Annotated in this window: 15 protein-coding genes and 2 tRNA genes; 9 read left to right on the top strand and 8 right to left on the bottom strand. The window is 58.9% G+C overall.

Going from position 1 to position 13,752, the window contains the following annotated elements; genetic code table 11:
• Nucleotides 1–126: 126 nt before the first annotated feature.
• Complete coding sequence (locus tag BVH74_RS11620; protein WP_080050227.1) at nucleotides 127–432, top strand: PilZ domain-containing protein; 306 nt, start codon at nucleotides 127–129, stop codon at nucleotides 430–432.
• Nucleotides 433–438: 6 nt separating this feature from the next.
• Here the strand turns inward: BVH74_RS11620 and BVH74_RS11615 are convergent, their stop codons facing one another.
• A complete protein-coding gene (locus BVH74_RS11615; RefSeq protein ID WP_080050226.1) occupies nucleotides 439–1,164 on the bottom strand; it encodes an MlaA family lipoprotein in 726 nt (241 codons plus the stop codon).
• A 258-nt stretch (nucleotides 1,165–1,422) separates the two neighbouring features.
• Between BVH74_RS11615 and BVH74_RS11610 the strand changes: the two genes are divergently transcribed.
• Together BVH74_RS11610 and BVH74_RS11605 are read left to right on the top strand one after the other, a co-directional pair.
• Nucleotides 1,423–1,980, top strand: a complete 558-nt coding sequence (locus BVH74_RS11610; protein ID WP_080050225.1) for a hypothetical protein — start codon at nucleotides 1,423–1,425, stop codon at nucleotides 1,978–1,980.
• 61 nt (nucleotides 1,981–2,041) lie between these two features.
• The gene (locus tag BVH74_RS11605; RefSeq protein ID WP_080050224.1) at nucleotides 2,042–2,323 is read left to right on the top strand and encodes a DUF4404 family protein; all 282 of its coding nucleotides are present in this window, start codon (nucleotides 2,042–2,044) and stop codon (nucleotides 2,321–2,323) included.
• A 9-nt stretch (nucleotides 2,324–2,332) separates the two neighbouring features.
• Here the strand turns inward: BVH74_RS11605 and queF are convergent, their stop codons facing one another.
• From queF to BVH74_RS11590, 3 genes are all read right to left on the bottom strand, one after another.
• Nucleotides 2,333–3,169 carry an NADPH-dependent 7-cyano-7-deazaguanine reductase QueF gene (gene queF, locus BVH74_RS11600; protein ID WP_080050223.1) on the bottom strand — a complete coding sequence of 279 codons (837 nt, stop codon included), beginning with the start codon at nucleotides 3,167–3,169 and terminating at the stop codon, nucleotides 2,333–2,335.
• A gap of 70 nt (nucleotides 3,170–3,239) precedes the next feature.
• A complete protein-coding gene (locus BVH74_RS11595; protein ID WP_080050222.1) occupies nucleotides 3,240–4,016 on the bottom strand; it encodes an ABC transporter permease in 777 nt (258 codons plus the stop codon).
• Complete coding sequence (locus BVH74_RS11590; RefSeq protein ID WP_080050221.1) at nucleotides 4,016–4,948, bottom strand: ABC transporter ATP-binding protein; 933 nt, start codon at nucleotides 4,946–4,948, stop codon at nucleotides 4,016–4,018. The genes BVH74_RS11595 and BVH74_RS11590 overlap by 1 nt, the downstream gene beginning before the upstream one ends.
• A 205-nt stretch (nucleotides 4,949–5,153) precedes the next feature.
• Between BVH74_RS11590 and BVH74_RS11585 the strand changes: the two genes are divergently transcribed.
• From BVH74_RS11585 to BVH74_RS11575, 3 genes are all read left to right on the top strand, one after another.
• Nucleotides 5,154–6,467, top strand: coding sequence for a spinster family MFS transporter (locus BVH74_RS11585; RefSeq protein ID WP_080050220.1), 1,314 nt, complete (start codon nucleotides 5,154–5,156; stop codon nucleotides 6,465–6,467).
• Between the two features lie 123 nt (nucleotides 6,468–6,590).
• On the top strand, nucleotides 6,591–9,062 hold the full coding sequence (locus BVH74_RS11580) for an acyl-CoA dehydrogenase (protein WP_080051710.1): 2,472 nt from the start codon (nucleotides 6,591–6,593) through the stop codon (nucleotides 9,060–9,062).
• Nucleotides 9,063–9,139: 77 nt separating this feature from the next.
• Nucleotides 9,140–9,538: a PA2817 family protein gene (locus tag BVH74_RS11575; protein ID WP_080050219.1), complete on the top strand. Its 399-nt coding sequence runs from the start codon at nucleotides 9,140–9,142 to the stop codon at nucleotides 9,536–9,538.
• Nucleotides 9,539–9,566: 28 nt separating this feature from the next.
• Here the strand turns inward: BVH74_RS11575 and BVH74_RS11570 are convergent, their stop codons facing one another.
• The gene (locus BVH74_RS11570; RefSeq protein ID WP_080050218.1) at nucleotides 9,567–10,001 is read right to left on the bottom strand and encodes a DoxX family protein; all 435 of its coding nucleotides are present in this window, start codon (nucleotides 9,999–10,001) and stop codon (nucleotides 9,567–9,569) included.
• 152 nt (nucleotides 10,002–10,153) lie between these two features.
• Here BVH74_RS11570 and soxR point away from each other — a divergent pair, with 152 nt between their 5' ends.
• A complete protein-coding gene (gene soxR, locus BVH74_RS11565; RefSeq protein ID WP_080050217.1) occupies nucleotides 10,154–10,630 on the top strand; it encodes a redox-sensitive transcriptional activator SoxR in 477 nt (158 codons plus the stop codon).
• Nucleotides 10,631–10,695: 65 nt separating this feature from the next.
• Here the strand turns inward: soxR and BVH74_RS11560 are convergent.
• Together BVH74_RS11560 and BVH74_RS11555 are read right to left on the bottom strand one after the other, a co-directional pair.
• Nucleotides 10,696–10,771, bottom strand: a tRNA-Gly gene (locus tag BVH74_RS11560).
• 16 nt (nucleotides 10,772–10,787) lie between these two features.
• A tRNA-Glu gene (locus BVH74_RS11555) sits at nucleotides 10,788–10,863 on the bottom strand.
• Between the two features lie 255 nt (nucleotides 10,864–11,118).
• Between BVH74_RS11555 and BVH74_RS11550 the strand changes: the two genes are divergently transcribed.
• Both BVH74_RS11550 and BVH74_RS11545 read left to right on the top strand, forming a co-directional pair.
• Entirely contained in the window at nucleotides 11,119–11,889 is a 771-nt protein-coding gene (locus BVH74_RS11550; protein ID WP_155121714.1) for a hypothetical protein, read from the top strand.
• Nucleotides 11,890–12,091: 202 nt separating this feature from the next.
• Nucleotides 12,092–12,775 (top strand): glutathione S-transferase family protein, encoded by a 684-nt coding sequence (locus BVH74_RS11545; RefSeq protein ID WP_080050215.1) that lies wholly within the window; start codon nucleotides 12,092–12,094, stop codon nucleotides 12,773–12,775.
• On the opposite strand, the gene BVH74_RS11540 is transcribed toward BVH74_RS11545, so the two are convergent.
• Nucleotides 12,749–13,648 (bottom strand): ATP-binding protein, encoded by a 900-nt coding sequence (locus tag BVH74_RS11540; RefSeq protein WP_080050214.1) that lies wholly within the window; start codon nucleotides 13,646–13,648, stop codon nucleotides 12,749–12,751. The genes BVH74_RS11545 and BVH74_RS11540 overlap by 27 nt on opposite strands.
• Between the last annotated feature and the right edge of the window lie 104 nt (nucleotides 13,649–13,752).

Below are 13,752 nucleotides of genomic sequence, written 5' to 3'. Positions count from 1 at the left end.
TTTCAAGGGGCAAACACTACTCTTATCCGCCGTCCCAGGCAACCTTTGCCGTACCGAACTCCTTGTCCGCCAGCCCCGGGCCGACTAGGATGACGAAAAAACCGCTCAATCGGCCAAGGAGCTGCCATGTCGTTTCACGACCAGCACTACAGTGAAAAGCGTGATTTCATTCGCATGCAAATCGAAAGCGAAGGGCAACTGACCCTGACCGATAGTGGCGAAAGCTTTCATGTTCACTGTCAGGACCTGTCCAGCCAGGGAGCACAGGTGATCTTGCCCCGAGCGGTGGCCGAAGGGGTTGCCGTGCGTTTCAGCCTGGCCTCGCCAACCCCTGGGCTCCCCGGACTCGAGGCTCTGGGGCGGGTGGTCCGCTGCAGTGCCGATGAAGCCCAGGGGTTTCGGGTAGGTATTCAGTTCGACAGTGTCGGCTAGGAAACCTCAGAAGTCGTCGTCAACCATTCCGTCGCGTACCTTGAACTCGCGATTCTGCAGATAGGCATTGCGAATGAAGGTATAGCGATCACCCCGGATCAGCCGCTCCTGACCAAGTAAGGCAGCGCGGGTATCGACCATTTCGGTGGCCATCGTACTGTTACGCGTGCGGATATGATCCAGGTGGTTGTAATAGTTGTAGCCTGAGTAGGCTTCCACACCACGGGCAGGAGCGTCACGCAGTGTGCTCGGGCCCAGGAACGGCAGCATGACGTACGGCCCGCTGTTCACCCCCCAAACCCCGAGCGTCTGGCCGAAATCTTCGTCATTGCGCTGCAACCCCATACGGGTAGCGACATCGAACACCCCGACCACCCCCAGGGTGGTATTGAGCAGAAAGCGCGCGGTGTCTACCCCGGCGTCATGGAACTTGCCCTGCAGCAGGTTGTTGACCAGGTTCTTCGGCTCACCCAGGTTGTTGAAGACATTGCTGACCCCGTCATTCAGCGGCTTAGGCATCAGTCGGTCATAGGTCCGGGCTACCGGGCGCAGGGTGTAAGTGTCCAGCGTGTCATTGAAACGAAAGACGGCCCGGTTAACCGGCTCCCAAGGGTCGGGATTGCGGTATTCAGCCTCATCGTCGTAATCATAATCGGCCCAAGCCGGAGTTAGCCCCAGCCAACTCAATGCGGCCACCAGTACGGAGCCAACCGACAACTTGTTCAGGTTCATGGAGTTGCTCTCCCTTTTCGACTCATCACGCGAAGCGGAATCCTTGGCACCGCCCCGAAAAACGCGCAGTTTAATCCAAACCGGCACACAACTCAGTGTTTTTCGTGCTAAACCGCATCGTTAAAGCGCATCTTGATGTTGCTACAGCCCCCGCCCACCGTAGCACTGAAGTCTCAGACCTGACATCCGCTTGTCATCTCTCTGTCATGGGATCAGGCGATCATGACCGGTGCCCACAGCCGACACAGGATCCCCATCATGCTCGCTTCTCCAATTCAGGCCCTGGTTTTCGAGTATGCGGGCACACTGATCGAAAGCCGCTGCACTGAGCACCCCGAGCTGCTGCCGGGGCACCAAGCGCTGGAAAACTGCCTGGCCCGCCGAGGCATTCCCGTGGCGGTCCTGTTCGACGATGAACTCCCCGCCACCGCACGCCTGCTCCCGGAAACCTGGCTGTGCCTGCCCGCACTACCACAGCGGCGCTTCCCCGCGCCTGACCCACTGCTGAAGGCAGCCACGCACCTGGCAGTCGACCAATTGCGTCGAGGAGTTCTGGTCAGCGGGACCGTGGCTGGTGTGCAGGCCGGGCTGAATGCCGGCTGGTGGACGATCGGTACGGCCATGAGCGGTCCGCTGCCAAGTGTCGGGCTGAATCTGTGGCGCGACATGGAGCCGGCGGACCAGGACCGGGTCCGCATGCAGGCCACCCTGGGACTGATGAATGCCGGCGCCCACTATGTGATAGACACCATTGCCGATCTGAACGAATGCCTGCTCGACATCCAGACCAGGCTGGAACGCAACGAGCGCCCCTGACGCAATCGCCCGAGCCGGGTTATAGTTGGGGTAAAGGTAAACCTCAAGGAGTTGTTTCGCTATGCCCACCAAGCGCCTGAAATCCCAACTCGAGTCACTGCAGCAGACCCTCAACCAGGCCGACGGACCGCTATCCGAGGAAGAACGCGAGGCGCTGCAGACGCTGGCGGACAACATCGAAGCCAAGCTGACCCTGATGGAGGCCGAAGAGGCTATGGCCGAGGCCGACCCCACCCTGGTGGATGGCGTCAACCTGCTGATCGAGCGCCTTGAAGCCCGTCATCCGACACTGGTCGGCACTCTGCGCAGCGTAGCGCAGAGCCTGTCAGACATGGGGATCTGACGTTAGACGTTACTGGCGCGCCAGGCGCCAGTTCTCAGGCAAGCCCGCCTGGGTCGAGCGATAGGGGTTGATATCCAGCCCGCCACGACGCACATAGCGTGCGTAGACTGTCAGTTGTGAACGCTCCCCCAACAGCCGACGCAGATCGACGAAGATCCGCTCCACACACTGCTCGTGGAAGTCCGAGTGCTGGCGGAACGACACCAGGTATCGCAGTAACGCAGCGCGATCGAGTGCCCGACCGCTGTAACTGATCAGGACCGAGCCCCAGTCAGGCTGCCCGGTGACCGGGCAGTTGGACTTGAGCAGATGGCTGTGCAGGGTCTCACTGACCTCCCCCGCAGTTCCGGCCAACGCCAGCAGTCCGGCGTCGTAGTCGTAGCGATCAATAGTCACATCCAGGTCATCCAGACACTCGCCAGGCATCTGGAACAGTCCGAACTGGTTAAGCTGGTTCATCCCCATCAGGCGCACCATGACCGGCCCCTGAGCGGCCACCGACAGGTCCGACTCCAGGGTCCGCAACACCTCCCCCCTATCACTGAACACCGTCTGATTGAAGGAGTTCAGATACAGCTTGAATGACTTGGATTCAACGATCCGCGCCGCCTTCACTGGAAACACGAACTCGGCGGCAGCTACCTCGGGCTTGCCGGATGGATTCAACCAGGACAACTCGTAACAGTTCCAGACATCGGCACCATGAAAGGGCAATGCATCGGCGCGCAGCCCCAACTCTTCCCATTTCGGTGCCCGGGGAATGGGGAACAACAGCGAGGGGGTGTAGACACTGACATAGGCGCTGGATTTGCCCAGCGGCGACTGTTCAGCCGGGTGCTGCTTCATGCTGAAGACTCTCTCGTTGCATTGTCGGGCGGCTCTGGACAGGCCAGCCCGACGCGTGGATCAGACGGGATTACTGGCGCAGGCCGGTGCCACGCACCAGCAACCAGTAACTGTAGCCATACAGGATAACGGTAAACAGTGCCATCAATGCCAGGGCCGTGCCAATACCTATATCCGAAACGCCCAAAATGCCATAGCGAAACGCATTGACCATATGCAGAATCGGATTGATCAGCGAGACCTTCTGCCAGAACTCCGGCAACAGATGGATGGAGTAAAACACCCCTCCCAGATAGGTCAGCGGTGTCAGCACAAAAGTCGGGATGATCGAAATATCATCAAAGGTGCGGGCAAATACCGCATTGATGAAACCGCCCAGAGAAAACACCAGCGAGGTGAAAAACACCACCGCGATGGTCAGCCACACATGCTCGACCTGCAGACGGGTGAAGAACAGCGACATCAGGGTCACGATCAGCCCCACCGCCAGCCCCCGAGCCACGCCACCCAGGGTATAACCCAGCAGGATCACATGCGGCGAGACCGGCGCCACCATCAACTCCTCGATCGAGCGCTGAAACTTAGTGCTAAAGAAGCTCGACACCACGTTGGAGTAGCTGTTGGTGATCACCGACATCATGATCAGCCCGGGCACGATGTAGTCGATATAACGCAAACCACCCATCTCACCGATACGACTACCGATCAGGTTGCCGAAAATCACGAAATACAGCGCCATAGTGATGGCCGGCGGCAGCAGGGTCTGAGGCCAGATGCGGGTAAAACGGCGAATTTCCTTGGTCAGGATGGTACCCAAGGCAATCCAGCTAGTGTGCCAATGCTGCATCAGGCGGCTCCTTTCTCGGCGTTTTCATCCACCAGAGTCAGGAACAATTCCTCCAGGCGGTTGCTCTTGTTGCGCAGGCTGAGTACTTCGATACCCGCCGAGGCCAAGGCGGCAAACAGCGCATTCATGCCCTGAGACTTGTCGACCTGAACCTCCAGCGTGTGCTCATCGACCAGCAGGCATGGGTAATCGCTCAGCACCGGAGCGACGCTCAGCGTCTCGCGCACATCAAGCAGGAAGGTCTCTACATGCAGCTCCTTGAGCAGCCGACGCATGCTGGTGTTGTGAATGATCCGGCCACGGTCGATGATCGCGATATGCCGACACAACTGCTCGGCCTCCTCAAGGTAGTGGGTGGTCAGCACAATGGTCACACCCTGAGCGTTGATGTCCTGCAGAAACTGCCACATCGAACGTCGAATCTCGATATCCACCCCGGCGGTCGGCTCATCCAGAATCAGCAGCCGGGGCTCATGAATCAGGGCCCGGGCGATCATCAGCCGGCGCTTCATCCCCCCCGACAGCATCCGCGAAGGCACATCGCGCTTGTCCCACAGGTTCAGGCGCTTGAGGTAGTCCTCCGCGCGCTCGCGGGCCTGACCCAGCGGGATTCCGTAGTAACCGGCCTGATTGACCAGGATATCCATGACCTTTTCAAACTGGCTGAAGTTGAATTCCTGAGGAACCACGCCGATGCAGCGCTTGGCGGCCATCAGATCGGTATCGATATCGTGACCGAAAATCTCGACCTTGCCGGCGCTCTTGTTCACCAGTGACGAGAGAATACCGATGGTGGTTGATTTGCCGGCGCCATTGGGGCCCAGCAGCGCAAAAAAATCCCCCTCACGCACCTCCAGATCAATCCCCTGGAGTGCCTGGTGACCATTAGCGTAGGTCTTCTCCAGCCCGCGAATGCTGATAGCTGCGGTCATGTGCTGATTCCTGCCAGTGTCTAGACGAATCGCACACTATGGGGGCAGGAACAGGAAAATCAACCCTGCCCTACATGGGGTCTCTGCCGTGCGGCGATTACAAAAGTTCTACAAATGTGACCGGCCGGTCGATTGTGGGGCGCCCCCGCGCCACCTTATGCTCGATGCACTAGACAACAACAATTCCCCCAGCGGAGACACCCCCATGGCACTCGTGCCCGATACCCCGGCCACGGTCAACGATGACCCAGCCAGTCGCATTACTCCGGCCTATCGTCGCTACGCCCTGATCATTCTGGTCCTGGCCTACACTTCCAGCCATGTCGACCGCAATATCGTCGGCATTCTGATCGAACCACTCAAGGCCGACCTGCTCCTGTCAGACACCCAGCTCGGTTTTCTGTCCGGCATTGCCTTTGCCTTGTTCTACGCCACACTCGGCATTCCGATCGCCATCTGGGCCGACCGCTCCAACCGACGCAACATCATTGCCTGGTCCATCGCCATCTGGAGCGCCATGACCGCACTCTGCGGACTGGCCCAGAACTTCTGGCAACTGGCTGCAGCCCGGATTGGGGTCGGGATTGGCGAGGCTGGCTCCAGTCCGCCATCACACTCGATGATTTCCGACCTGTATCCCAAAGAACAGCGCTCCAGCGCCATGTCGATCTACGCCCTGGGTGTTTACTTCGGCATCATGATTGGCTTCATGGTCGGTGGCTTCGTCGCTGAATGGTGGGGCTGGCGAGCAGCCTTCTTCGTCGTCGGACTACCCGGCCTGCTGATTGCCCTGCTGGTGCGCTACACCCTGATCGAACCACCGCGCGGCCATGCCGACGGTGTCAAACCAGCTGCTCTGGGCAAGGTCAATGTTCGCGCCGGGTTTGCCTCACTGTGGCAGGTGCGCACTACCCGGCACGTCGTGATCGGCGTGACTCTTACTGCACTGGTCGGTTATGGCAGCATCGTCTGGGGGCCGGCCTTTCTGATTCGCAGCCACGGCCTTACCCCCGGCCAGGTAGGCCTGTTTCTCGGTCCGGTCATGGGCATCGTCGGCGGCCTGGGTGCCTTCATCGGCGGCCTTCTGGCCGACCGTCTGGCGGCCCGCAACCAGAGCTGGAACGCCTGGATCGTCGGTCTGGCCAAAATCCTGGCCATCCCCTTCATCGTGGCTTTCTATCTGGTCGACAGCACCTTCTGGGCATTGGTGATCTATATGCCGGCCGCATTCCTCGGCGCCTTCTACCTAGGCCCCAGCTTCGCCATGATCCAGAGCCTGACCCCGCTGCGCAGCCGGGCCCTGGCATCGGCCATCATGCTGTTCATCCTGAACCTGGTCGGCCTCGGCTTTGGTCCGCAACTGATCGGCATAGCCAGTGACCTGATGCGCACCCTGTTTGAAAACGACAGTCTGCGTTATGCCCTGCTCGGTGCCGCCTTCATCAACATCTGGGCATCTTTCCACTACTATCTGGCCGGCCGCACCCTGCCTGCCGATCTCAGCCGCGTAGAGCATTGAAAGCTCTTGTTGGCGGGCGTTCCAACGCCCGCCAACACCCTGCAACAGCCTTCCTTTCGATATCACCCGGCAAACCGGCTATGCTGAGTTCTGGCATAGGCAACTGGAAAGGAGCGCTAAATGTTGACCCTGCTATGGCTGATCGGCCTGGTACTCTGGATCGCTGCATTGGCTTATATGCGCAGCGGCCTGCTCAATGGCTGCATCGCCACCGCGGCATATCTGCTGATAATGACCGTTTTCGGACCTGTCCACTGGCTGCTGGACCTGCTGCTCTGGGCCGCCTTCCTGGGTATCGCCATCCCTCTGAACATGACAGACTGGCGCCGCACCAGCATCAGCACGCCACTGTTCAACTGGTTTCGCAAGGTACTCCCACCGTTATCCGACACCGAGCGTGAAGCACTCGACGCAGGGACCGTCTGGTGGGACGGCGAGCTATTCAGCGGCAAGCCGGATTGGAACAAGCTGCATAACTTCCCCAAACCGACCCTGAGCGACGAGGAAAAAGCCTTCCTTGACGGCCCGGTGGAAGAACTTTGCCGCATGACCGACGAATGGGACATCACCACCCATCGTCAGGACCTGCCCCCGACAATCTGGGACTTCATCAAAAGCAACGGCTTTTTCGGCCTGATCATTCCCAAACAGTACGGCGGCAAAGGTTTTTCCGCCTACGCCCACTCCCAAATAGCCATGAAGCTGGCCAGCCGCAGCGGCGATCTGGGCAGCACCGTCATGGTGCCAAACTCGCTGGGGCCGGCCGAACTGCTTATGCACTACGGCACCGATGCCCAAAAGGACCACTACCTGCCGCGCCTGGCCAGTGGCGAAGATATTCCCTGCTTTGCCCTCACCTCGCCCGAGGCCGGCTCAGATGCCGGCTCGATGCCGGATAAGGGCATCGTCTGCAAGGGCCAGTGGCAAGGCCAGGAAGTACTGGGGCTCAGACTCACCTGGGAGAAGCGCTACATCACCCTGGGCCCGGTCGCCACCCTGCTCGGCCTGGCCTTCAAGGTCTACGACCCTGATCAATTACTTGGCGAACAACATGAACTTGGCATAACCCTGGCCCTGATCCCAACCGACACCCCCGGCGTCGAGATCGGCCGCCGCCACTTCCCGCTCAACGCTGCCTTCATGAACGGCCCGAACTCCGGCAAGGACGTATTCATTCCCATGGACTACCTGATCGGTGGGCAGGGCATGATCGGCCAAGGCTGGAAAATGCTGATGAACTGTCTGTCGGTCGGTCGCTCTATTTCACTACCGGCCGGCAGTACCGGTGCCACCAAGATGGCCAGCATGACCACCGGCGCCTATGCCCGGATCCGCCGCCAGTTCAACCTGCCGATTGGCGAGTTCGAAGGCATCCAGGAAGCTCTTGCCCGGATCGGCGGCAACACCTATGTAATGGATGCCGCCCGCACCATGACCGTTGGCGCAGTCGATCTCGGCGAGAAGCCCTCGGTTCTCTCGGCGGTCGTCAAATACCACCTGACCGAACGTATGCGCCAATGCCTCAACGACGCCATGGATGTACACGGCGGCAAAGGCATCTGTATGGGACCGAAGAACTATCTGGGTCGCGGCTATCAGTCAGTGCCGATTTCCATTACTGTCGAAGGCGCCAATATCCTGACCCGCAACATGATGATCTTTGGTCAAGGCGCGATCCGCTGCCACCCCTTCGTGCTCAAGGAGATGGCCGCCACCCAGGAAAGCGACCAGCACAAAGCCATAGAGCGCTTCGATAGCCTGCTGTTCGAACATATCGGCTTTGCCTTGGGCAATGCGGCAGGCAGCTTGCTACTGGGCCTGAGCGGCGGACGTATCGGGAAAGCCCCCGGCAACACCGAAACCCGCCCCTACTACCGCCAGCTCAACCGTCTGGCGGCGGCCTTCGCAACCCTGACCGACATCAGCATGCTGATGCTCGGCGGTGAACTCAAACGTCGTGAACGTCTGTCCGCCCGCCTCGGCGACGTACTCAGCAATCTCTACCTGGCCAGTGCCACCCTCAAGCACTATCAGGATCAGGGCTCGCCGGAAGAGGACCTGCCCTTTGTACAGTGGGGTGTTGAAGACCTGCTGGCCAAGACCGAGCAGGCCATGCATGAAATTCTGCTCAACTTCCCCGACCGCCGCCTGGGCATCGCCCTGCGGGCCATTATCTTCCCGCTCGGACGCCGGCTCAAACCACCGGCCGACAAGACCGGAGCCGAAGTCGCTCGCCGGCTAATGACCCCAGGCGCCGCCCGCGACCGGTTACTGGCCGGCTGTTATCGCAGCAATGATCCAGAAGACGTCACCGGGCTGCTCAACTACACCCTGGAAAAGGTCATCGCGGCCGACCCGCTGGAAACCAAACTGGCCCGGGCCGTGGCCAACGGCGATATTCCTGCAGGTGACGCCGAGGCTCAGCTTGATGCAGCCGTCACCAGCGGCCTTTTCAGTGCCGAAGAGGCTGACCTGATGCGTATCGCTCGCGATGCGCGGCGCGCGGTAATCGAGGTTGATGACTTCACCAAGGAAGAAATGAGCCCTGTTAAACCCAAGCCCCGCAAGAGCAAGACTCAAGCTACCACTGAGTAACTCAGTGTCAGCTCACTGGACCGCCGAGTGCAGTATTTTGCTACACTCGCGCGGTTCAAGCCTGTCTGGAGTCCCCGATGTCTACCCCATTGAGCTACCACACCTACCATCTGGCCCTGCTGCACAGCCTATACGATACCCTGCGTGCGCAAGCGGTGCTGATGGAACAGGTTCCCGAGGAAAGCAACCTGCTGTTTCTCGAGCGCTTCGCTGAGCTGGTAGACGCCATGGAACGCCAGGAGCACGATAGCCAGTACCTGGGCCAGGAACTGCTTTGCCAGATCATCAGCCGCTACCCGCAGATTGCCCACCTGATCCCCCGCGACCTGCTGTGGTACTTCGGTGGCGACTGTCTGCATTTCATGCCCGACGAGGAAATTGCCCAGTATCAGCTTCTCGACGAACACCGAGCGGAGGCCGAAGCCCGCGGCGAAACCTTCGACTGGGCCCAGGCCAAACAACTGCTGCAAAGCTGAATCCACGCGCGAGAGGGACTCGCGACTCTCAAGTCCGCGGCTTCCACTCATCAATCAGGCGTAGCTCCCGGCGGGCGTGACTTGCCACTGCAACGGCGATCAGCCCACCCATCACCGACACATGCTCAAGGGCAAAGAACAGTGCCAGCTCTGCATCAGAAGCTGGCAAAGCCCAGAAACGGTGCACTATCAGGATCGCCAGCAGTAAAAAACCTGACAAAGCCGCAGCAGCCAACCAAACCACCCGATCCAACAGAATCAGCACAGAACCAAGCAGGAGCGTCGAGGCAACCACCACATTGAACAACCAGGCCGGCTCCAGACCGGCATCACGCATCTCGGCCATACCGGCATCAAAGTCGATAATCTTCGCCAGTCCGGATGAAGCAAAAACTACTACCAGCAACAGCCGCGCAACCAACCACAGCCACCCACTTTCAAGCACTTCCCCCAACTTCTGCATAGATTGTCACTCCCAATCTGGATGATCGTCACTCGGGCTGCAGCCCCAACAAAGCCGCAAAAAAGCCGCAGCAGCCAGAGTATTTAAACGGTTGCCAAACCTGGCGCGACGCACTATAAAACCTCAAGTAAACTTGAGGTCAATAACCAGTAATGAGAAAAAATACGCCCGACTCCACACGCCTGCTAAGCATCGGCGAACTGGCCAAACGTAGCGGGGTCGCCATTTCGACACTGCACTTCTATGAATCCAAAGGACTGATCAAAAGTCTGCGCACAGCCGGTAACCAGCGCCGGTTCCAGGCCGTCGTACTCCGGCATATCGCGATCATCAAGGTGGCCCAACGCACCGGCATCTCCCTGGAAGAAATCAAAACAGCCTTTGCCAACTACACAGCAGGCAACAAACTGGACGCAGAGCAATGGCGCAAACTTTCTTCAGACTGGAGAGCCAACCTCAACGAGCGAATCCAGAAACTGACCCGTCTTCGTGATGAACTCGATAGCTGCATAGGTTGTGGCTGCTTGTCACTGGCTGACTGCCCGCTACGCAATCCTGATGACGTACTTGCCGAGCAGGGTTCCGGCCCCAGGATTCTGGAGCGCCCCTGCGACGAATCGCAATCATGACCCAGGCAGCCCGGCCGAAAAACAGACACAAAAAAGCCGCCTGAAAGGCGGCTTTTTTGATAATTTGGAGCGGGAAACGAGACTCGAACTCGCGACCCCGACCTTGGCAAGGTCGTGCTCTACCAACTGAGCTATTCCCGCAAATCTGACGCCGAAGTGGCGTCCCCTAGGGGACTCGAACCCCTGTTACCGCCGTGAAAGGGCGGTGTCCTAGGCCACTAGACGAAGGGGACACATATCCGGTCTTCACCTGCCAAAGCCTTGACTTTGACTACTTGCTGCTTCCGCGTTGCCGTGTTCGCTGCAAGTGGCGCGCATTTTATGCACCCCCTCCAACACCGTCAACCCCTCAACTCAATATTTTTTCAGGTTTTTTTCCAACCCCTGATTTTTCGGGGAATTGCGTCCCGACGCAAAAGGCACTTGCATGTCAGAGTATTAAGTTGGAAGCTTGCCATAAGCTCCAAGCGACATAAGAGAGATAAACCGTGTCCCCATTACTGATTGGTGCATTGGTCATAGGTGGTCTGCTGATTCTGATCAGCATCGGCTTCATCAATCACAGTCTGGAACGTGCCCGGCTTGAACGCGCGCGCCAGGTAGCCGACCTCAATGCCCGACTCAACGTTTGCGATACCGTCAGCATACAGTTGCCGGGGCAGTTCATGAGTCCCGAACTGAAAAGTCTGCTGCTGCGTCTGGAAGTTCAGTTGCTCGAGCAACTGGTCAAGGTTGACCGTAAAAACGACAGCCCTGGCAAACGCCTGGACAGTACCCGCCAACAATTGAGCAGCGCAGAGCCGGAAATCAACAACCCTCCGCTTAAGGTCACCAGCGAAGCCCAGGCCAAAGACGTGCGCCTGATGCTTGAAAACCTGCACAAACTATTGACCCAGGCCCACAAGGACGGGCTGATCGACAAGCCCGCCCTGCAACGCTGGTCCGCCCAGATCCGCCAGTTCCTGATCAATACCGCCTTGGAACTGTTCCAGAGCCTGGCCGAGCAGGCCATGCGCCAGGGCAAGCCACGCCTGGCGAAACTGCAGTACGAGCGTGCCATCAGTTACCTGCAAAAGCACAACAATCCCGCCTACACCGAACATTTGCAGCGACTCAAACACCAACATCAACAGGCTGAGCAACTGGCAGCCCAGCATGAGCACACCAGCAGTGATGACAATACCGAGCTGGCTGCCGGCCTTAAGGCAATGGAAGAAAGCGACGAAGCCTGGAAGAAAAAGGCCGTTTACGACGACTGACTAAGAAAGCAGCGATTAATTGCACACAATCTGAGTAGCCCTATTGTCGCTGACCTGTTATGGACCGTTAGATGCCAGGGATGGCATCTACGAGCCTACATGGATGTATTCACGGCGTGTCCAGAACAGGTCAGCGACAATTGGGCCAACACTGAAACTGATTTAATCGCTACTTCCCTAACCCGTATTGGAACCCGCACATATGCCCCTGACACTCTACGGTGCCATCCTCTCCCCGTTTGTCCGCAAAGTCCGCATCGTACTGGCCGAACACGACATCGCCCACGAGCACGTCCCAGTGCCGCCCTTCCAACAACCGGACTGGTATCGGGATATCAGCCCCCTTGGCCGTATCCCGGCGATCCGTGACGGCGAACTGAACCTGGCCGATTCAGCCGTGATTGCCCAGTACCTGGAGGACACCTACGGCCAGACCAGCCTGTACGGCGACAACCCACAACAGGCAGCCCAGGTACGCTGGCTGGAAAAATACGCCGATTATGAACTGGCCCCCTGGGCCACCTTTGCAGTATTTCGCAACCGTATCGTCAAGCCGGTGATAGGCCAGCACTGTGATGAGACCCAGGTCCGTGAGGCACTGGACGATCGGCTGCCGCCGCTGTTCGATTATCTGGAAGGGCTGCTCGATGGCCGCCGCTACTTTGTCGGCGAGCGCCTGACACTGGCTGATATCGCCGTAACCTGCCAGTTGATCAACCTCGCCCATGCCGGCGAGTTGATCGACGAGCTGCGCTGGCCCAACCTGTCATCCCTGCTGAGTCAGGTCAGCGCTCGCTCAACTGTCAGCGCCCTCTTGCCCGCCGAGCATCAACTGGTGGGCAAGATGAAGGAAAAGGCCTCAGGTAGCCTCACTCAGCCCCAGTAACGCCTTACCCACCCAGGCCCTGGCAAACTGGTAAGCGCAGCGCCCGTTGCGATTGCCACGCGCCAGGGCCCAGCGCAGCGCCTCCTGCTGCAAGTCTTCGGACCAGCTCCAGTTCAGCCCATACTGTCTACTCAACTGCGTCAACCAATGGCGCACCACATTCAGGTAATGTTCCTGACTGAACGGGTAGAACGAAACCCACAGCCCAAAGCGATCCGACAACGCGATCTTTTCCTCGATCGCCTCGCCCGGATGCAATTCACCATCGACCATGCTGGAACCCAGATTGTCGCTGTTGTGCTCCGGCAACAGGTGCCGGCGGTTGGAGGTGGCATAGAGCAGCAAGTTATCCGGACTGGCTTCAACACTGCCATCCAGCACGGTTTTCAAGCTCTTGTAGGCCTGATCGTCTGACTCGAAGGCCAGATCATCACAGAACAGCAGAAACCGCCACGGCTCCGCTCGAATATGCTCAACCAGGGCAGGCAGATGCAAAAGATCGGCCTTGTCGATCTCGATCAGGCGCAACCCCTGCCCGGCATAGGCAGCCAACAGGGCCCTTACCAACGATGACTTACCAGTCCCGCGAGCGCCCCAGAGCAGGGCGTTATTGGCTGGCAGCCCGGCCACGAACTGCTCGGTATTGGCTTGCAGCAACTGTTTCTGGCGATCCACCCCAACCAGATCATCCAGCCCGGTATCCAGCTTGACCTCCAGCGCCCGCAAACGCCCGCCCTCACCTTCAGCCACCCAGCGCGCCGCCAACACCGTGTGCCAGTCCACCGCTTGCGGCTGAGACGGCATGCCCTGCTCCATACGCTCCAGAAAATCCACCACCCGTTGCATAAAGCGGGTCTGGGTGATTTCACTCATGACAAAATCTCCTAGGTAACAACTGACCAAGAATGCCATGCGCGCGCATTGGGCACCACAACACGGACTGCGATCCAAAGACAAACTAAGCTAAGCTCAACAGC

The organism is Halopseudomonas phragmitis (genome assembly GCF_002056295.1).
Classification (GTDB): Bacteria; Pseudomonadota; Gammaproteobacteria; order Pseudomonadales; family Pseudomonadaceae; genus Halopseudomonas; species Halopseudomonas phragmitis.
Note: the sequence above shows the minus strand (reverse complement) of the source record. Positions and strands in the feature narration are given on the sequence as shown.